This window comes from Chromohalobacter sarecensis, assembly GCF_023061135.1.
GTDB lineage: Bacteria > Pseudomonadota > Gammaproteobacteria > Pseudomonadales > Halomonadaceae > Chromohalobacter > Chromohalobacter sarecensis.
In genome coordinates this window covers 151,675-169,615 of the sequence record NZ_JAKGAN010000001.1, presented here as the reverse complement: position 1 = coordinate 169,615, position 17,941 = coordinate 151,675, and the positions used below count along the sequence as shown (strand labels likewise).

Here is a 17,941-nt window from a genome sequence, read left to right as displayed (position 1 = left end):
GATTACATGAACGAAAGATGAACATCGTTTTCAGGTGACTGCAAGGTAGACAGCGTTAGCGTACCCCTAATCCGCAGTCGCGGTTTTATCATACCAGCCTTGAGGCGAAAGCCAGGAGTGAGTCATGAAGACGATGCATATGCTGATGATGCCGATGGTTCTCACGGGTGGGCTGTCCACCGCCGCGCTCGCCGATGACGGCAGCCTATCTCCCAACGCACTCGAATCGCTACTCAACGACGCCGATACATACGGTGTCACCCATTACGATGAAGTCGCCATCGATGACGGCAATCGCCTCGAGATAGAAGGCTGGCGTGACGACGGCTGGCAACTCGACATCGACATGCTCATCGAGGACGGTAGCCTGGTGCACGAGAAACGACACAAGGACACGGTTCCCGACTGGAGCCTGACCAGCGACGAGCTGCACCAAGCACTGGGCAACGCTCAGGACGCCGGCATGAAACGCTTTTCCGAACTGGATGTCGATGAAGAAGGGCATGTGGATATCGAAGGCTACGACGCCCAGAATAGTGAGATCGACATTCGCCTCGAGCGCAATGATCTAACGGTCACTGGAGTGGAACATGACTAATCGACAGCAAAATGCCGCCTGGCAAGCGGCACAGCAATGGCAAGAACGGGCGCGTCAAGCGCGCCCATCACAGGGCGCCGGCGGGCTCAAGCTGCTCGCCACCTGGTTGTTGTTCGGCGTGATGATGATCGTCGGAACCCTGCTCGGCCTGTTCTTCCTGCTCATCGGCTGGGCGATGCTGCCCTTCTTGCGCCACCGCATGAAGAAACGCGCCGAAACCTTTCGTGCCGACCATGCGCAACCGGCAGGCGGCAATGGCACTCAGGACAACACTCGATCGCCGGATGATAAGCACTCTTCTCGTGTGCTCGAGGGCGACTACCGCGTCAAGCCAGACGACTGATCAAGGAATACGACTGTTTTCCTGCAATCCACAGGTCTCACCGTCAAGGAAGGGGAGTCGTCGACAAAGACAAAAAAGCCCGCCCCCGGAGGGACGGGCTTGATATTTGGTGCGCCCGGGAGGATTCGAACCTCCGACCACCTGATTCGTAGTCAGGTACTCTATCCAGCTGAGCTACGGGCGCTTTGCACAACGCACGACCAGCTCTGCCGTGTTTCGCGTTGTATCGAGAGCCAAGGCTCTCACATCTGCATCATCACGTGATTCGCTTTCGCTCACATGGGTCTTAAAGTGGTGCGCCCGGGAGGATTCGAACCTCCGACCACCTGATTCGTAGTCAGGTACTCTATCCAGCTGAGCTACGGGCGCATACTTTATTCACTTTGATGCAATGCATCCGGTTGAGTGGCGGAGAGAGAGGGATTCGAACCCTCGATGGGGCTATAAACCCCATACTCCCTTAGCAGGGGAGCGCCTTCAGCCACTCGGCCATCTCTCCCTCATCAACGGCGCGTATGTTACCGATTATACTGGGGTCTTGTCTAGGGAGGATTGAAAATCTTTTGATATCAATCAATACCGTCACTTTTTGCTTGGCGAACGACTCACTTACCGTACTGCGTGCATGTCAAACTGCTCAATCCAAAAGCATGCGAGTCTAAAAGCCCGAGCGGATAAAGGGGACGACTTCACCAGCTCAGACGGTTCCACGCATGCGTTACTTCAAACGCTTGAACCACCGTCTTCGCTATCGGTCTTCTCACGCTGAATGCGTTGATAGATCTCTTCGCGATGTACGGCTACGTCCTTGGGCGCATTGACGCCGATACGGACCTGATTGCCTTTTACACCTAGGACCGTAACGGTGATGTCGTCGCCGATCATCAGTGTTTCACCGACGCGACGGGTCAGGATGAGCATGTCTGATCTCCTTCTCAGGCTTTCTTCCAACGGGATGCATGCACCGCCAAGCGACAGTACGAAGGCGAATTATGCGTCATACAGGCCCCGAGAGCCAATGGCGCGTACTCTGCATCCACGGATGCGCTGAATAAAGGCCGCATCTGGCCTTCCGGCGTCGTCCTGACGCCACCCTCAGCGTAGAAGCCAATGGGCCAGGAAGGCCAAATTTCTTTGCTTATTCGCTCTGGATGCTGTCTTTATCGAGCCCGAAAGCAGTGTGCAACGCGCGCACGGCCAGCTCCATCTGCTTCTCGTCGATGACCACGGAGATCTTGATTTCCGAGGTAGAGACCATGCGAATGTTGATGTTTTCGTCGGCCAGCACGCGGAACATCTTGGACGCTACCCCAGCATGAGAACGCATGCCCACACCGACCAGCGAGACCTTGGCGATATTCTCGTCGCCGCGCAGCTCACCACCGCCCAGCGCCGGGATCACCTGATCCTGCAGGATGCTTCGTGTCTGCTTGAAATCGTTCTTGGCCACGGTGAACGTAAAGTCGGTGTAGTCACCGGCCGGAGCCACGTTCTGCACGATCATGTCGATTTCGATGTTGGCATCGGCGATGGGCCCCAGGATCTTGGACGCCACGCCCGGCACATCGGGGGTATTGAGCAACGTCAGCTTGGCTTCACTGGAGGTGAAGGCAATACCGGAGATCAGCGGTTCTTCCATGGAGGCCTCTTCTTCTTCTTCAGCGACGATCAGGGTACCGGGGCCGTCCTCGAAACTGGACAGCACGCGCAGCGGTACGTTGTATTTACCCGCAAATTCGACGGCGCGAATCTGCAATACCTTGGAGCCCAGGCTGGCCAGCTCGAGCATTTCCTCGACGGTGATGCCCGAAAGACGGCGCGCCTTGGAACACACCCGCGGGTCGGTGGTATACACGCCGTCCACGTCGGTGTAGATCTGGCATTCATCGGCCTTGAGCGCCGCCGCCAGGGCCACGCCGGTGGTGTCCGAACCGCCGCGTCCCAACGTGGTGATGTTGCCCTCGTCGTCGACGCCTTGGAAGCCGGCCACGACCACGACCTGACCGTCGTCGAGATCGGCCTGAATGTCGTCGGTCTCGATACGCTGGATACGCGCCTTGGTATGGGCGCTGTCGGTCTGGATGCCGACCTGACCGCCGGTGTAGGAGGTCGCCGCCACGCCCAGCTTGTGCAGGGCCAGGGCCAGCAGCGAGCTGGTGACCTGCTCGCCAGTGGACACCAGCATATCCATCTCGCGCGGCGTAGGCTCATCGTTGATCTGGCTGGCCAGATCGATCAGCCGATTGGTTTCCCCGCTCATTGCCGACACCACGACAACCACTTGATGGCCTTCGTCGCGGAATCGCTTCACTTTGTCGGCGACGGCCTTGATGCGCTCCACCGAGCCCACCGAGGTCCCCCCGAACTTCTGTACGTATAGCGCCATAGCTGCCTATCCGTGGTGGTTTTCCCAAGCATGAATGAAGAAAAGGGCCGGCGCCATGCGCACGACCCTTTTCACGATCTCACTCGCCGAGCCGGGCCTCGACCCAACTCGGTACACTCGACAAGGCATCAGGCAACGCCTGAGGCCGTGACCCTCCCGCCTGAGCCATGTCGGCCCGGCCACCGCCCTTGCCGCCGACCTGCTCGGCGACATGCTTGACCAGGTCGCCGGCCTTGAGGCGCGCGGTCAAATCGTCAGTCACTCCGGCGATCAGGCTGACCTTTTCGTCGCCGGCCACGCCCAGCACGATGACCCCCGACCCCAGCTTGTTCTTGAGCTGATCGAGCAAGCCGCGCAGTTCCTTGCCACCGATGCCTTCGACCTGCTTGGCGAGCAATTTAACGCCCGACACCTCACGCACCTCGGCCAGCATGTCGCCACTTGCGGCACTCGCCAGCTTGGCCTTGAGCCGCTCGAGCTCCTTCTCCAAGCTGCGATTGCGCTCGAGCGTCGCCTCGAGACGTGACTCTACCTGCTCGGGTTTGGCCTTGAGATGCTCGGCGATACGCGTGACCTTGGCTTCCTGATCGCGGAAATACGCCAGGGCGCCTTCGCCTGTGACGGCCTCGACGCGGCGCACGCCTGCGGCGACCCCCGCCTCGCTGAGAATGTGGAAGCAACCGATATCACCACTGCGCGCCACGTGTGTGCCGCCACACAGTTCGATGGAGAAGTCATCGGCACCAATGGTCAGCACGCGCACGTTATCGGCATACTTGGCCTCAAAGAGCGCTGCGGCGCCTTTGGCCTTGGCCTCGTCGAGCGTCATTTGCTCGATGCGCGTGTCGGCGTTGGCGAGGATCTGCGCATTGACGATACGCTCGACCTCCTCGAGCTGCGCCGACGTCATCGCCTCGAAATGGCTGAAGTCGAAACGCAGACGCTCCGCCGTCACCAACGAGCCTTTCTGCTGTACGTGCTCACCCAATACTTGCTTGAGCGCCTCGTGCAACAGGTGCGTCGCCGAATGGTTGCGCATGGTCGCCGCGCGCAGGCTGGCATCGACCTGCGGGGTGACACTGTCGCCCACGTCGAGCCGCCCCTCGACGAGCACGCCATGATGCAGATGATGCCCGCCCTGCTTCTGGGTATCGGTCACCTGGAAACGCATGCCGTTGGCATTCAAGTAACCGGTGTCGCCGGCCTGCCCGCCCGATTCGCCATAAAACGGCGTGCGATCCAGCACCACGACGCCCTTCTGACCAGCCTCGAGTGTCGCCAGCGCATTGCCCTCGCGATCCACCAGAGCGGTGACACGGGCATCGTCTTCCAAGCGATCATAACCGGTGAAGGCCGTTTCGCCCTCCAGTTCCAGCGCCGCCGTATAATCGGCGCCGAATTGACTGGCCGCACGGGCACGTTCGCGCTGCGCCTCGAGTTCACGCTGAAAGCCGACCTCATCCGGCGTCACGCCCCGCTCACGGCAGACATCCGCCGTCAAATCGAACGGAAAGCCGTAGGTATCATAGAGCTTGAAGACAGTCTCGCCCGGCAGCACCTCGCCCTCGAGCGAGTCCAGCGCTTCCGTCAGCAGTCCCATGCCATGATCCAGCGTGCGCGCGAACTGCTCTTCTTCCTTGAGCAGCACCTTCTCGATCTGGGTGCGTGTCTTGCGCAACTCCGGATAGGCATCGCCCATCTCGGCATCCAGCGCCGCCACCAGCTTATGGAAGAACGGCTCGCGGGTACCGAGCTTGTGGCCATGGCGGATGGCGCGACGAATGATGCGACGCAGCACGTAACCGCGCCCTTCGTTGGACGGCAGCACGTCGTCGGTGATCAAGAAGGCGCAGGAACGGATATGATCGGCGATCACGCGCAGCGACGGCGCGCTAGTGTCCGCATAGCCCGTGGCTTCCGCCGAGGCATCGAGCAGATTCTGAAACAGATCGATCTCATAGTTGGAATGCACGCCCTGCATGACCGCCGCGACGCGTTCCAGGCCCATGCCGGTATCGATGGACGGCTTGGGCAGCGGGTTCAGCGTCCCGCTGCTGTCGCGATCGAACTGCATGAATACCAGGTTCCAGATCTCGATGTAACGATCGCCGTCCTCATCGGGGCTTCCCGGTGGGCCGCCCGCGACCTCGGGTCCATGATCGTAGAAAATCTCGGATGACGGGCCGCAGGGGCCGGTATCGCCCATCTGCCAGAAGTTGTCCTCGTCGAGCTTGGAGAAACGCGCCGAATCGATGCCAATCTCGTCCTTCCAGATCCGTTCGGCTTCGTCGTCGCTGACGTGAACGGTGACCCACAGCTTGTCGGCAGGCAGCCCCAGCCGTTCGGTCAAGAACGACCACGCGAAGCCGATCGCATCGCGCTTGAAATAATCGCCGAAGCTGAAGTTGCCCAGCATCTCGAAGAACGTATGGTGACGCGCGGTATAACCGACGTTATCCAGATCGTTGTGCTTGCCCCCGGCACGCACGCAACGCTGCGGGGAGGTGGCACGTACGTAGGGACGCGGATCACGCCCTAAGAAGACGTCCTTGAACGGCACCATGCCGGCATTGGTGAACAGCAACGTCGGATCGTTGTCAGGCACGAGCGAACTCGACGGCACGATGGTATGGCCGTGCTCCTCGAAGAACGTCAGAAAGGCTTGTCTGATGTCTGCGCTTTTCATAGAAATTCCGTGGCGGTGTGCGTTAGGCGCTGCGGGCACGCGCGGCCCGACCGGACAAGCGGTGGGCGAGAAACGCGAAAGTCGGCGAATGACGGAAAACGAGTCGCCCCGAACCATCGCAAGGCGCACTAGTATAACGCGTTCGGCGGGGGACTAAAGAGGTGCCAGCATACCGGTGGAAGGTACACGCATGGTGGTAGGCGCGCTAATGGTCCATATTCCAGGCATGCGCCATGGCATGACGCACCTGATCGAAATCGAACCCACGGGAGGCCAGAAACCGCTCGCGCTTGGCACGTTCACGCGGCTCGCGGCCGGGTGAGTCGAAGCGCTTGGCCAAGGCCTCGCACGCCAGACGATGCCAATCGGGGGCCTCGCCGTCGAGTGCCTCGCGCGCCATCTCGTCGGTGACACCACGCGAACTCAACTCGGCGCGAATCTTCATTTCCCCCTGGCCCCGAAACAAGCGCGACCGCACGAATTGCTCGGCGAAGCGTGCATCGGACTGCAAGCCTTGCTCGGCCAGGCCATCCAGCGCCAACGCGATGTCGGCACGTTCATGCCCCCGCGTCGTCAGCCGCGACACCAGCTCAGCCTGCGAGTAGTCGCGACGTGCCAGCAGGCGGATGGCATCGTCGCGCGGTGTCGTCTCTTGCTTATCCATGGTTACAACAGGCTATCGTCGTCCTGGGTCGCTGCGGCCTTATCTTCACTCGCGCCTTCCGCCGGCTTGTCCTCCTCCGCCTTCGGCGTGGACAGCAACCGCGCGCGAATCTCGGTTTCGATCTCGTCCATGATCGCCGGATTGTCTTCGAGGAACTGAGCGGCGTTGGCCTTGCCTTGACCGATCTTGCTGCCTTGGTAGCTATACCAGGCACCCGCCTTGTCGACCAAGCCTTGCTGTACCCCGAGATCAACGACCTCGCCGGCATGGTAGATGCCCTTGCCATAGAGGATCTGGAACTCGGCCTGACGGAACGGCGGCGCAACCTTGTTCTTGACGACCTTGACGCGGGTTTCGTTACCGGTCACTTCGTCGCCCTGCTTCACCGAGCCGGTACGGCGGATATCGAGGCGTACGCTGGAGTAGAACTTCAGCGCGTTGCCGCCGGTGGTGGTCTCGGGACTCCCGAACATCACGCCGATCTTCATGCGGATCTGGTTGACGAACATCACCATGCAGTTGGCGTTCTTGATGTTGCCGGTGATCTTGCGCAACGCCTGGGACATCAACCTGGCCTGTAGACCCACGTGGGCATCGCCCATTTCGCCCTCGATCTCGGCACGCGGCGTGAGGGCCGCAACCGAATCGACGACGATCACATCGACACCGCCGGAGCGTACCAGCATGTCGCAGATTTCCAGTGCCTGTTCACCGGTATCCGGCTGCGAGACCAGCAGATCGTCGAGGTTGATACCCAGCTTTTCGGCGTAGCTGGGGTCCAGCGCGTGCTCGGCATCGACGAAGGCACAGGTCTTGCCTTGCTTTTGTGCCTGAGCGATCACCGACAGTGTCATGGTGGTCTTGCCCGAGGATTCGGGGCCGAAGATCTCGACCACGCGACCCAGCGGCAAGCCGCCCACGCCAAGCGCAATATCCAGCCCCAGCGATCCGGTGGATACGGCGGGCAGCGCCACGCGCGGCGTATCTCCAAGACGCATCACGGCGCCCTTGCCGAACTGGCGCTCGATCTGGGAAAGCGCTGCGTTGAGTGCCTTGGAACGGTTGTCGTCCTGTGCCATGAAGGTCTCCTATCGAAGGACGTCGAAGCTCGCACGGCGGCACAAACGCATGTCGGCGCCGACCGCGAAATACTGTATGACTAGACAGTAGTATGACGAAAAAATTCCTCGCCGCCTACCTCTGCTTTTCACCCGATATCACGCTGTCGATACCATTTTCTCAAACCTGTCGATCAGGCCGATCAACGCCACGCGTACTGCCTGGTGACGCACTTCACTACGCGATCCTGCCAGGTGATGGCATTCTACTTCCTGTTGCCGCTCATCGCCCCAGGCAAACCATATCGTGCCTGTCGGCTTGCCGGGGCTACCGCCACCAGGGCCGGCGATACCGCTGATCGCCACACCCAGCGTGGCACCACTGTCGCGACACGCCCCCGCCACCATTTCGACCACGGTTTCGGCACTGACCGCTCCGTGCTCGGCAAGGGTCGCGTCACGCACACCCAATAGCCGCTGCTTGGCGCCATTGGCATAGGTCACGTAGCCGGTCTCGAAATACGCGGAGCTGCCGGCAATATCGGTAATCGCACTGGCCACACCGCCGCCGGTGCAGGACTCCGCCGCCGTCACGCTGGCATTCGCCGCGAGACAGGCGCGCCCCAGGCGCTCGGACAATGCCTCGAGCGAAAAAGCTTGCCATGCTGTCAGCGTCACCGCCATGTCATGTCCCCCGGTTGCCATCTTGAGCGGCATGCCACTGACGCCGCCCACCCGAATGCGTAGAATAGAGGCTTTGGCGAACGTTTGCAGGCGCGTCCAGCGTCGCGTCGCCTTGATCCCATTTGGCAACATCAGCCACCGGCACGACAAGGATTCGCATGAGCCAGGCCTCTGCCCAGCATACGCCGATGATGGCCCAGTACCTGAAGATCAAGCGCGAGCATCCCGAGGTGCTGCTCTTCTATCGCATGGGCGATTTCTACGAGCTGTTTTATGAAGACGCCAAGCGCGCCGCCCAATTGCTCGATATAACCCTGACCCAACGTGGCCAATCGGCGGGCAAGCCTATTCCCATGGCCGGTGTGCCGTATCATAGCGCCGAAGGCTATCTGGCGCGGCTGGTCAAATCCGGGGAATCGGTGGCCATCTGCGAGCAGATGAGCGACCCCAGCACGGCCAAGGGACCCGTGGATCGTCAGGTCGTGCGCATCGTCACGCCCGGCACTCTGCACGATGAAGCCTTGCTCGACGCGCGCCGCGACAATCTCGTGCTTGCCGTGCATCCTCACGGCGAGCGCTGGGGCCTGGCCTGGCTGGAGCTTTCCAGCGGCCATTTCAGCGTGCTCGAAGTCGATGGCGAAAGCGACCTGCTGTCCGAGATCCAGCGCCTCGACCCCGCCGAACTGCTCGCCGCAGAGAGTCTTTCGCTACCGCCCGCCCTCGCCGAGCGTCCCGGCTTTCGCCGTCAGGGCGATTGGCTGTTCGATCTGGAGAGCGCTCAGCGCTTGCTGTGCGATCAATTCGGCGTGGCCGACTTGCGCGGCTTCGGCTGCGCGCACCTGACCACCGCGCTGACCGCCGCCGGCGTGCTCATCGACTACGCCCGCGATACCCAGCGCTCGCGCCTGCCCCACGTCACCGGCATCGCCGTGGAAAATCGCGACGAGGCGGTGGTGATCGACGCCGCCAGCCGCCGCAATCTCGAGATCGATATCAACCTCGGCGGCGGCGTCGAGAACACGCTGGCCAGCGTGCTGGATACCACCGCCACGGCCATGGGGTCGCGCCAGTTGAAGCGCTGGCTGAACCGGCCACTGCGCGATACCGCCCAGGTCCAGGCGCGTCAGGCGGCGGTACAGAGTCTCATCGACGACGATCGTTATGCTGCCCTGCGCGAGCCGCTCAAGGCGATCGGCGACGTCGAGCGCATCCTTGCCCGCGTGGCCCTCTACAGCGCCCGGCCCCGCGACCTGGCACGCTTGCGCGATGCCCTCAACGCCCTGCCGGCGCTGGAACGCGACCTGGCCGAGCTCGACGATGGCACCGCCATCGACGAACTCAAGCGCCATATCCGGCCGTACCCCGAATTGGCCGAGACGCTAACCCGGGCACTGATGGACAACCCGCCCGTGGTGATCCGCGACGGCGGAGTCATCGCCACCGGTTTCGACGAGGAGCTCGACGAATACCGTGGCCTGGCCGAGCATGCCGGCGACTACCTGGTCGAGCTCGAGACCCGCGAGCGCGAACGCACCGGTCTGGCCGGCCTCAAGGTCGGCTACAACCGCGTCCACGGTTACTTCATCGAGATCCCCCGCGCCCAGGCTCGCGAAGCGCCGGCCGAGTATATTCGTCGCCAGACGCTGAAAAACGCCGAACGCTTCATCATCCCCGAGCTCAAAGAATTCGAGGACAAGGCACTCTCGGCCAAGTCGCGCTCACTGGCCCGCGAAAAGCTCCTCTACGACGGCTTGCTGGAAACACTCAACGTCGACCTGCAAGCGCTGCAGGGCACGGCACGCGCGCTGGCGACCCTCGATGTGCTCGCATGTTTCGCCGAACGCGCCCTGGCGCTGGATTTCGTCCGTCCCCGGCTGAGCGATCAGCCTGGCCTGCGCATTCATGGCGGGCGTCATCCCGTGGTCGAGCACGTCAGCGACCATCCGTTCGTGCCCAACGACCTGACGCTCGACGAAACGCGGCGCTTGCTGGTCATCACCGGGCCCAACATGGGCGGGAAGTCGACCTACATGCGCCAGGCGGCTTTGATCGCACTGCTCGCGCATACCGGCAGTTGTGTGCCCGCCGACGATGCCGAAATCGGCCCCGTGGATCGCATCTTCACGCGTATCGGCTCCAGCGATGACCTCGCCGGCGGCCGCTCGACTTTCATGGTGGAGATGACCGAAACCGCCACCATCCTGCACAATGCTACCGAGCACAGTCTGGTACTGATGGATGAGATCGGTCGCGGCACCAGCACCTTCGACGGCCTCTCACTGGCGTGGGCCAGCGCCGAGCACCTGGTCGAGCGGCGTGCGTTCACGCTCTTTGCCACACACTACTTCGAGATGACCGCGCTGACGGAACCCTACGACGGCGTGGCCAACGTGCATCTGACGGCCGCCGAACATCAGGACGGCATCGTCTTCATGCACCGTGTCGAGGAAGGGCCCGCGAGCCAGAGCTACGGCCTGCAGGTCGCACAGCTCGCTGGCGTACCGCCACGCGTCGTGGCACGGGCACGCGAGAAGCTCGCCACCCTGGAGCAGCAGGAAGTTCACCAAGCCGGTACTCGTGGCGCCATCCACGAGAGCGACGCGCCCAAACCGCAGCAAGCAGATCTTTTTGCCAGTGCGCCGCATCCGGTCATCGAGGCTCTGGAAAAGCTCGACCTCGACGATCTTTCCCCACGCCAGGCCATGGCCTTGCTCTATGAGTGGCGCGAGCAATGCTGAAGATGCGTTTGGCTATGAGGCCATTCCAAAACGTTTGTGGTACTCGCTTGCCCGCGCGCCGGGGGCACGACTAAAATGTGGCGCCATTAGAATATGCCATTATAAATCGCCGCCCGTTTATAACCGTACTGTCACCCTTGGGCGCTGTCGCGACCGAGATTCAGGAGATCCCCATGACATTCGTCGTCACCGAAAACTGCATTCGCTGCAAATACACCGACTGCGTCGAAGTCTGTCCCGTGGACTGCTTCTACGAAGGGCCCAATTTTCTGGTGATTCACCCTGACGAGTGTATCGACTGCGCGCTGTGCGAGCCTGAGTGTCCGGCTGAGGCGATATATTCGGAGGATGAACTGCCGGATGATCAGAAGGACTTTACCGAGCTCAATGCCGAGCTTTCCGAGGTCTGGCCCAACATCAGCGAGAAGAAGGATCCTCTGCCCGAGGCGGAGCAGTGGGACGGCAGTGCCGACAAGCGGCAATATCTCGAACGCTGACGCTGGTTGCCAACGTCCTCGGCGCGCCACGCAACGCCGGCCTTTCGACAAGGCCGGCTTTTTTTGGTCGAGAAGGCAGGCAACGGCAAGACAAAAAAAAGCGGCCCGAAGGCCGCTGCATCCCATTCATCCCTGAGCGGCTCCCTCCGCTCGACTCCCTAGGTGCGCTCCATGCCTGCCATGGGCTCCCTCCACGACAGGCGCACCCTGCTGCATCCCAATCTGCCTCCAGGTAAGCAATGCCTTTGCTCATCCTGTGCGATGCATTGTTACCAAAGCTTCCCGTCGCGACAAGCAGGTCATTTGGCCCTCGATCTGTAGCAGGCAGGCACCGAAGAACAAAAAATTATCTTTAAAAACATAAAGATAAACCATTAGAAAGTGTATCTATCGCGCCGATTATCGCGATTTATCACATATCGAGGGCACTTTTTGTAGGAAATCTCTTACAAAAAATGGAGATAATGCTTACCCCAAAACACCCACGGCGGCCCTGAAGGCCGCCGTGGGTGCTACAACCGAGATGTCATAGACGTGCGCTTTGCGTTCGGCGTCAGCCCTGGCCCTTGATTGCGGCCAAGCCAGGATAGACAGCCTGGCTTCCCAAGGCCTGCTCGATGACCAGCAAGCGGTTGTACTTGGCCACTCGGTCGCTGCGGCACAGCGAGCCGGTCTTGATCTGGCCGGCGGATGTCCCTACGGCCAGGTCGGCGATGGTGGTGTCCTCGGTCTCGCCGCTGCGATGCGAGATGACCGCGGTGAAGCCGGCGTCCTGCGCCATCTTGATGGCATCCAGCGTCTCGGAAAGCGAACCGATCTGGTTGAACTTGATGAGGATGGAGTTGCCGATGTGCTCGTCGATGCCACGCTTCAGGATGTGCGTGTTGGTGACGAACAAGTCATCGCCCACCAGTTGAATCTTGTCGCCCAGCTTGTCGGTCAGGGCTTTCCAGCCGGCCCAATCGGACTCGTCCATGCCGTCCTCGACGGAGACGATCGGGTATTGATCGCACAGCGCTGCGAGATAGTCGACGAAGCCTGTCGCGTCGTAGGACTTGCCCTCACCCGAGAGGTTGTACTGACCGTCCTGATAGAATTCCGAGGAGGCACAATCCAACGCCAGGGTCACGTCCTTGCCCAAGGTGTAGCCGGCCTTTTCCACGGCCTCCTGGATCACCGCCAACGCCTCGGCATTGGAGGCCAGGTCGGGAGCGAAACCGCCCTCGTCGCCCACCGAGGTCGACAGACCGCGTGCGGCGAGCACTTTCTTCAGGGTATGGAAGATTTCGGCGCCCATGCGCAGCGCTTCACGGAAGTCAGGCGCGCCCACCGGCTGGATCATGAATTCCTGAATATCGACGTTGTTGTCGGCATGCTCGCCGCCATTGAGGATATTCATCATCGGCACCGGCATGCGGAACTGGCCTGGCTGGCCGTACAGCTCGGCGATGTGCGCGTAGAGTGGCACGCCCTTCTCGATGGCGGCCGCCTTGGCAGCGGCGAGCGACACGGCGAGGATGGCGTTGGCGCCGAGGCTACCCTTGTTGTCGGTGCCGTCCAGTTCGAGCATGGCGTTATCCAGACCGCGCTGATCGAGCGCGTCCTTGCCCAGCAGGGCGTCGCGAATCTTGCCATTGACGGCTTCGACCGCCTTGAGTACGCCCTTGCCCAGATAGCGCGCAGCATCGCCGTCGCGCAGCTCAAGCGCCTCGCGTGAGCCGGTGGAGGCGCCGCTCGGCGCGCAGGCCGTGCCACGTACGCCACTCGCCAGCACTACATCAGCCTGAACGGTTGGATTGCCGCGGGAGTCCAGCACCTCGAGGGCGTGGATATCTTTGATCTCAGCCATTGCGAGTCATCCTCGTGTTAACGATGGGTCGTTTCAGCATATCGAGAGGGTAGCGGTCGCGTTGACCGCTACGGGCGGCTCCGCTCGTCGTGTACTCGACTATCGCATGCGTCGGTGTCTCAGTCGATTTCCAGGGGGGCAAACCCCTTGACCAGTTCGTCGATCGACTTGAGTTGGCTCAAAAAGCCCTCGAGGCGATTCAGGGGCAAGGCGCAAGGGCCGTCGCACTTGGCGTTGTCAGGGTCGGGGTGCGCCTCGAGGAACAGCCCCGCAAGCCCAACCGCAACGCCCGCACGCGCCAGCTCGGCGACTTGTGCACGACGACCGTCGGCGCTATCGGCGCGGCCACCCGGTTGCTGCAACGCATGCGTGACATCGAAGAAAACCGGGTAGCCCGTCTTCTTCATTTCACCCAAGCCCAGCATATCGACCACCAGATTGTTGTAGCCGAAGCTGGAACCGCGTTCGCAGAGTATCAACCGCGAATTGCCGGCTTCCTCGCATTTGCGAATGATATGACGCATCTCATGCGGGGCGATGAACTGCGGCTTCTTGATGTTGATCGCCGCACCGGTCTCGGCTAACGCCACCACCAGATCGGTCTGGCGGGCCAGGAAGGCCGGCAACTGAATGACATCCGCCACTTCGGCCACCGGCTTGGCCTGCCAGGGTTCGTGAACGTCAGTAATCACCGGCACGCCAAAGCGCGACTTGATCTCGTCAAGCCACTCGAGACCCTTTTCCAGGCCCGGGCCGCGATACGAGTGAATCGAGCTGCGATTGGCCTTGTCGAAACTCGACTTGAACACATAGGGAATGCCCAGGCGCTGCGTCACCTCGACATACGCCTCGGCGACTTCCAGGGCCATCTCGCGGGACTCGAGCACGTTCATTCCGCCAAACAGCGTCAGCGGCAATGAATTGCCGGCCCTCAGGCCGGCAAACTCGATGTGTTTGGATGTCTCGGCCATAGCGCTTCCTCAGTTCTGCTGTTGTGCACGCGCCCGTGCGACCGCCGCCTTGTACTCCAGCGCGGCGTTGATGAAGCCGGAGAACAGCGGATGCCCATCGCGCGGGGTGGAAGTGAATTCCGGGTGGAACTGGCACGCCACGTACCAGGGGTGATCGGGCAGCTCGATCATTTCCACCAGGGAGTGGTCGGCGCTCTTGCCGGAAATCACCAGGCCGGCGTCTTCCAGCGCCTCGACGAACTGGTTATTAACCTCGAAGCGATGACGATGGCGTTCGGTAATGTCTTCCAGGCCATAGGCCGCATGCGCTAGGGTTCCCGGCTTGAGGTGACATACCTGACCGCCGAGGCGCATGGTACCGCCCAGGTCGGAGGCCGCATCACGCAGCTCGATCTTGCCCTCGGGATTGACCCATTCGGTAATCAGCCCCACCACCGGATGCTGCGTGTCGTGGGTGAATTCGGTGGAGTTGGCATCCGCCCAACCCGCGACATGGCGCGCATATTCGATGACGGCTACCTGCATGCCCAGACAGATGCCCAGATACGGCACCTTGTTTTCGCGGGCATAACGGGCGGTGGCGATCTTGCCTTCCACGCCACGTTCACCGAAGCCGCCGGGGACCAGAATCGCATCCTTGCCGGCGAGACGCTCGGTACCGTGACGCTCGATGTCTTCGGAGTCGATATAGTCGATGTTGACCTTGACCCGCCCCTGAATGCCGGCATGGATCAACGCCTCGTTGAGCGACTTGTAAGCGTCGAGAAGCTCCATGTACTTGCCGACCATGGCGATATTGACCGACTTCAGAGGATTCAGCTTGGCATCCAGGACGTGCACCCATTCGCCGAGATCGACCTCGTCGGCCTCGAGGCGCAGCTTGTCGCAGATGATCTCGTCCAGGCCATGCTCGTGCAGCATCAGCGGGATGCGATAGATGGTATCGGCATCCTGCAACGGCACCACCGCGCGCTCCTCGACGTTGGTGAACAGCGCGATCTTGCGCCGCTCGCTCTCCTCGAGCTCGACTTCGCTGCGGCAGATGAGGATATCCGGCTGGATACCGATGGAGCGCAACTCCTTGACGCTGTGCTGAGTCGGCTTGGTCTTGGTCTCGCCAGCCGTCTTGATATAGGGCACCAACGTGAGATGCATGAAGAGTGCCTGGCTGGCGCCCTTCTCGCTACGGATCTGACGCGTCGCCTCGAGAAATGGCAGCGATTCGATATCCCCCACCGTGCCACCGATTTCCACCAGCGCGACATCGAATCCCTCGCCGCCTTCATACACGCGGCGCTTGATCTCGTCGGTGATATGCGGAATCACCTGCACGGTCCCACCCAGATAATCGCCGCGGCGCTCCTTGCGCAGCACGCTTTCGTAAACGCGCCCGGTGGTGAAGTTGTTGCTCTGGGTCATCTTGGTACGGATGAACCGCTCGTAATGTCCCAGATCGAGATCGGTCTCGGCGCCATCTTCGGTGACGAACACCTCGCCGTGCTGGAACGGGCTCATCGTGCCAGGGTCGACATTGATGTATGGATCCAGCTTGAGGATGGTGACCTTGAGGCCGCGCGCCTCGAGGATCGCCGCGAGGGAGGCGGAGGCGATGCCCTTGCCGAGTGAGGACACAACACCACCGGTCACGAAGATATATCGCGTCATGGAAAACCTGTCGAAACGTGATCTGAAGGCCGTGGAGAAAACCGGGCCTGGATGGGACGCCAGAATAGCAGATTCGCCCACAACGCTCAATTTGAGCTTCGGGCAGGACAGGCTATCGCGAATAAATTCGCTCCCACGAAACCAGGCCAGATGGCAGTGGTCCTGGTGGGAGGGAATTTATTCCCGATGGGTAGCACTAGGCCTTTGTGGGAGGGAATTTATTCCCGATGGTTTCGACCGCGCTGAATCGCGAATGAATTCGCTCCCACATCAGACAATGATGACTCCATCCTGCTCGTGGCCCCGAGCTCAAGCATCACACGCCGAGGTAATCGAGGATACCCTCACCGGCCTGACGGCCTTCGTAGACGGCGGTGACCACCAGGTCCGAGCCGCGCACCATGTCGCCACCGGCGAAGATCTTTTCATGACTGGTCTGGAAGGCGAAGCCCCCCTGAGCCGGCGCCTTGACGCGGCCGCGCTCGTCGAGGTCGATGCCCACCGTGTCGAACCACTCGGCAGGGTTGGGCTGAAAACCGAAGGCGATGATCACCGCATCGGCGGCGAACACTTCTTCCGAGCCCGGCACCACCTCGGGGCGCTGCCGCCCGTTGGCATCCGGCTCACCGAGACGTGTGCGCACCAGCTTGACGCCTTCGACCTTGTCCTCGCCGACAATCGCCACCGGCTGACGGTTGAACAAAAAGTCCACCCCCTCCTCGCGAGCATTGGCCACCTCCTTGCGCGATCCCGGCATATTGTCCTCATCGCGACGATAAGCGCAGGTCACACTCTCCGCCCCCTGACGGATCGAGGTGCGGTTGCAGTCCATCGCCGTATCGCCGCCGCCCAGCACCACGACGCGCTTGCCTTCGAGCGACACGTAATCGTCAGGATCCTTCTCGAAGCCCAGGCAGTGATTGACGTTGGCGACCAGGAAATCCAGCGCCTTGTGGACACCCGGCAGATCCTCGCCAGGAAAGCCGCCTTCCATGTACTTGTAGGTGCCCATGCCCATGAACACGGCATCGAACTCGTCGAGCAGTGCCTCATGGGACACATCGCCGCCAATTTCCACGCCCAGGCGGAATTCGATGCCCATCTCTTCGAACACCGCACGGCGCCGCTTCATGACATTCTTTTCGAGCTTGAACTCGGGAATGCCGAAGGTCAGCAGCCCGCCGATTTCGGGATGTTTGTCGAACACCACCGGTTTGACGCCGTTACGCACCAGAATATCGGCACAGCCCAACCCCGCCGGGCCGGCACCGATCACCGCTACGCGCTTGTCGGTCCAATCGACCTTGGACATGTCCGGGCGCCAGCCCATGGCGAAAGCCGTATCGGTGATGTACTTCTCCACCGAGCCGATAGTCACCGCGCCGAAGCCATCGTTGAGCGTGCAGTCACCCTCGCAGAGGCGATCCTGTGGGCACACGCGACCGCACACTTCGGGTAGCGAGTTGGTGAGGTGAGACATCTCCGCCGCCTCGAGGATGTTGCCCTCACTGACCAGCTTCAACCAGTTGGGAATGTAATTGTGGACCGGGCACTTCCACTCGCAATACGGGTTGCCGCAATGCAGGCAGCGATGCGCCTGGCTGGCCGCCTCGCTGGGCTTGTAAGGCTCGTAGATCTCGGCGAATTCGCGCGCCCGGGCGCGCGCTTCTTTCTTCTGCGGATCCTGCCGGCCGACATCGATAAACTGGAAATCGTTATTCAGACGGTTTGCCATGGTCGTCTCTCCTGATATTCAGCGAGCAGCAGGCGCTACTCGGGCCGCCGACGGCTCTGACTCCGGC

At 61.3% G+C, this 17,941-nt stretch carries 14 protein-coding genes and 3 tRNA genes; 4 read left to right on the top strand and 13 right to left on the bottom strand.

All coding sequences use genetic code 11. The annotated features are described in order from the left end of the window. The first annotated feature begins 124 nt into the window (after window positions 1–124). Both L1071_RS00805 and L1071_RS00800 read left to right on the top strand, forming a co-directional pair. Entirely contained in the window at window positions 125–598 is a 474-nt protein-coding gene (locus tag L1071_RS00805; RefSeq protein WP_246967515.1) for a hypothetical protein, read from the top strand. Next, entirely contained in the window at window positions 591–941 is a 351-nt protein-coding gene (locus tag L1071_RS00800) for a hypothetical protein (RefSeq protein WP_246967512.1), read from the top strand. Before L1071_RS00805 ends, L1071_RS00800 begins: the two co-directional genes overlap by 8 nt. Window positions 942–1,048: 107 nt before the next feature. On the opposite strand, the gene L1071_RS00795 is transcribed toward L1071_RS00800, so the two are convergent. From L1071_RS00795 to L1071_RS00755, 9 genes are all read right to left on the bottom strand, one after another. Continuing rightward, a tRNA-Arg gene (locus L1071_RS00795) sits at window positions 1,049–1,125 on the bottom strand. Window positions 1,126–1,233: 108 nt separating this feature from the next. Continuing rightward, window positions 1,234–1,310, bottom strand: a tRNA-Arg gene (locus L1071_RS00790). Between the two features lie 37 nt (window positions 1,311–1,347). Then, window positions 1,348–1,440: transfer RNA gene (locus L1071_RS00785), tRNA-Ser, on the bottom strand. A 224-nt stretch (window positions 1,441–1,664) separates the two neighbouring features. Beyond that, on the bottom strand, window positions 1,665–1,862 hold the full coding sequence (gene csrA / locus L1071_RS00780) for a carbon storage regulator CsrA (RefSeq protein ID WP_246898743.1): 198 nt from the start codon (window positions 1,860–1,862) through the stop codon (window positions 1,665–1,667). A 217-nt stretch (window positions 1,863–2,079) separates the two neighbouring features. Further along, a complete protein-coding gene (locus L1071_RS00775) occupies window positions 2,080–3,327 on the bottom strand; it encodes an aspartate kinase (protein WP_246967509.1) in 1,248 nt (415 codons plus the stop codon). Window positions 3,328–3,406: 79 nt separating this feature from the next. Further along, window positions 3,407–6,013, bottom strand: coding sequence for an alanine--tRNA ligase (alaS, locus tag L1071_RS00770; protein ID WP_246967506.1), 2,607 nt, complete (start codon window positions 6,011–6,013; stop codon window positions 3,407–3,409). A gap of 205 nt (window positions 6,014–6,218) precedes the next feature. Continuing rightward, the gene (locus L1071_RS00765; RefSeq protein WP_246967503.1) at window positions 6,219–6,677 is read right to left on the bottom strand and encodes a regulatory protein RecX; all 459 of its coding nucleotides are present in this window, start codon (window positions 6,675–6,677) and stop codon (window positions 6,219–6,221) included. 2 nt (window positions 6,678–6,679) lie between these two features. After that, window positions 6,680–7,756 (bottom strand): recombinase RecA, encoded by a 1,077-nt coding sequence (recA, locus tag L1071_RS00760; RefSeq protein ID WP_246967501.1) that lies wholly within the window; start codon window positions 7,754–7,756, stop codon window positions 6,680–6,682. Window positions 7,757–7,894: 138 nt separating this feature from the next. Beyond that, window positions 7,895–8,551 carry a CinA family protein gene (locus L1071_RS00755; protein ID WP_378109901.1) on the bottom strand — a complete coding sequence of 219 codons (657 nt, stop codon included), beginning with the start codon at window positions 8,549–8,551 and terminating at the stop codon, window positions 7,895–7,897. A 26-nt stretch (window positions 8,552–8,577) separates the two neighbouring features. Here L1071_RS00755 and mutS point away from each other — a divergent pair, with 26 nt between their 5' ends. Beyond that, window positions 8,578–11,157: a DNA mismatch repair protein MutS gene (gene mutS, locus L1071_RS00750; protein WP_246967499.1), complete on the top strand. Its 2,580-nt coding sequence runs from the start codon at window positions 8,578–8,580 to the stop codon at window positions 11,155–11,157. A gap of 173 nt (window positions 11,158–11,330) precedes the next feature. After that, window positions 11,331–11,654, top strand: coding sequence for a ferredoxin FdxA (gene fdxA / locus L1071_RS00745; RefSeq protein WP_246967497.1), 324 nt, complete (start codon window positions 11,331–11,333; stop codon window positions 11,652–11,654). Between the two features lie 553 nt (window positions 11,655–12,207). Here fdxA and eno read toward each other — a convergent pair. The 4 genes from eno to L1071_RS00725 all read right to left on the bottom strand — a co-directional run bounded on the left by eno (window position 12,208) and on the right by L1071_RS00725 (window position 17,874). Next, window positions 12,208–13,503, bottom strand: coding sequence for a phosphopyruvate hydratase (gene eno, locus L1071_RS00740; protein WP_246967495.1), 1,296 nt, complete (start codon window positions 13,501–13,503; stop codon window positions 12,208–12,210). 119 nt (window positions 13,504–13,622) lie between these two features. Further along, the gene (gene kdsA, locus L1071_RS00735) at window positions 13,623–14,474 is read right to left on the bottom strand and encodes a 3-deoxy-8-phosphooctulonate synthase (RefSeq protein ID WP_246967493.1); all 852 of its coding nucleotides are present in this window, start codon (window positions 14,472–14,474) and stop codon (window positions 13,623–13,625) included. 9 nt (window positions 14,475–14,483) lie between these two features. Next, window positions 14,484–16,139, bottom strand: a complete 1,656-nt coding sequence (gene pyrG, locus L1071_RS00730) for a CTP synthase (RefSeq protein ID WP_246967490.1) — start codon at window positions 16,137–16,139, stop codon at window positions 14,484–14,486. A gap of 316 nt (window positions 16,140–16,455) precedes the next feature. Beyond that, window positions 16,456–17,874, bottom strand: a complete 1,419-nt coding sequence (locus tag L1071_RS00725; protein WP_246967486.1) for an FAD-dependent oxidoreductase — start codon at window positions 17,872–17,874, stop codon at window positions 16,456–16,458. Window positions 17,875–17,941: the final 67 nt, after the last annotated feature.

What these genes read in the sequence shown, in the direction of transcription:
- L1071_RS00805 (WP_246967515.1), top strand. Translation starts at nt 125, where the DNA reads ATGAAGACGATGCATATGCTGATGATGCCGATGGTTCTCACGGGTGGG.
- L1071_RS00800 (WP_246967512.1), top strand. Translation starts at nt 591, where the DNA reads ATGACTAATCGACAGCAAAATGCCGCCTGGCAAGCGGCACAGCAATGG.
- csrA (WP_246898743.1), bottom strand. Translation starts at nt 1,862, where the DNA reads ATGCTCATCCTGACCCGTCGCGTCGGTGAAACACTGATGATCGGCGAC.
- L1071_RS00775 (WP_246967509.1), bottom strand. Translation starts at nt 3,327, where the DNA reads ATGGCGCTATACGTACAGAAGTTCGGGGGGACCTCGGTGGGCTCGGTG.
- alaS (WP_246967506.1), bottom strand. Translation starts at nt 6,013, where the DNA reads ATGAAAAGCGCAGACATCAGACAAGCCTTTCTGACGTTCTTCGAGGAG.
- L1071_RS00765 (WP_246967503.1), bottom strand. Translation starts at nt 6,677, where the DNA reads ATGGATAAGCAAGAGACGACACCGCGCGACGATGCCATCCGCCTGCTG.
- recA (WP_246967501.1), bottom strand. Translation starts at nt 7,756, where the DNA reads ATGGCACAGGACGACAACCGTTCCAAGGCACTCAACGCAGCGCTTTCC.
- L1071_RS00755 (WP_378109901.1), bottom strand. Translation starts at nt 8,551, where the DNA reads ATGTTGCCAAATGGGATCAAGGCGACGCGACGCTGGACGCGCCTGCAA.
- mutS (WP_246967499.1), top strand. Translation starts at nt 8,578, where the DNA reads ATGAGCCAGGCCTCTGCCCAGCATACGCCGATGATGGCCCAGTACCTG.
- fdxA (WP_246967497.1), top strand. Translation starts at nt 11,331, where the DNA reads ATGACATTCGTCGTCACCGAAAACTGCATTCGCTGCAAATACACCGAC.
- eno (WP_246967495.1), bottom strand. Translation starts at nt 13,503, where the DNA reads ATGGCTGAGATCAAAGATATCCACGCCCTCGAGGTGCTGGACTCCCGC.
- kdsA (WP_246967493.1), bottom strand. Translation starts at nt 14,474, where the DNA reads ATGGCCGAGACATCCAAACACATCGAGTTTGCCGGCCTGAGGGCCGGC.
- pyrG (WP_246967490.1), bottom strand. Translation starts at nt 16,139, where the DNA reads ATGACGCGATATATCTTCGTGACCGGTGGTGTTGTGTCCTCACTCGGC.
- L1071_RS00725 (WP_246967486.1), bottom strand. Translation starts at nt 17,874, where the DNA reads ATGGCAAACCGTCTGAATAACGATTTCCAGTTTATCGATGTCGGCCGG.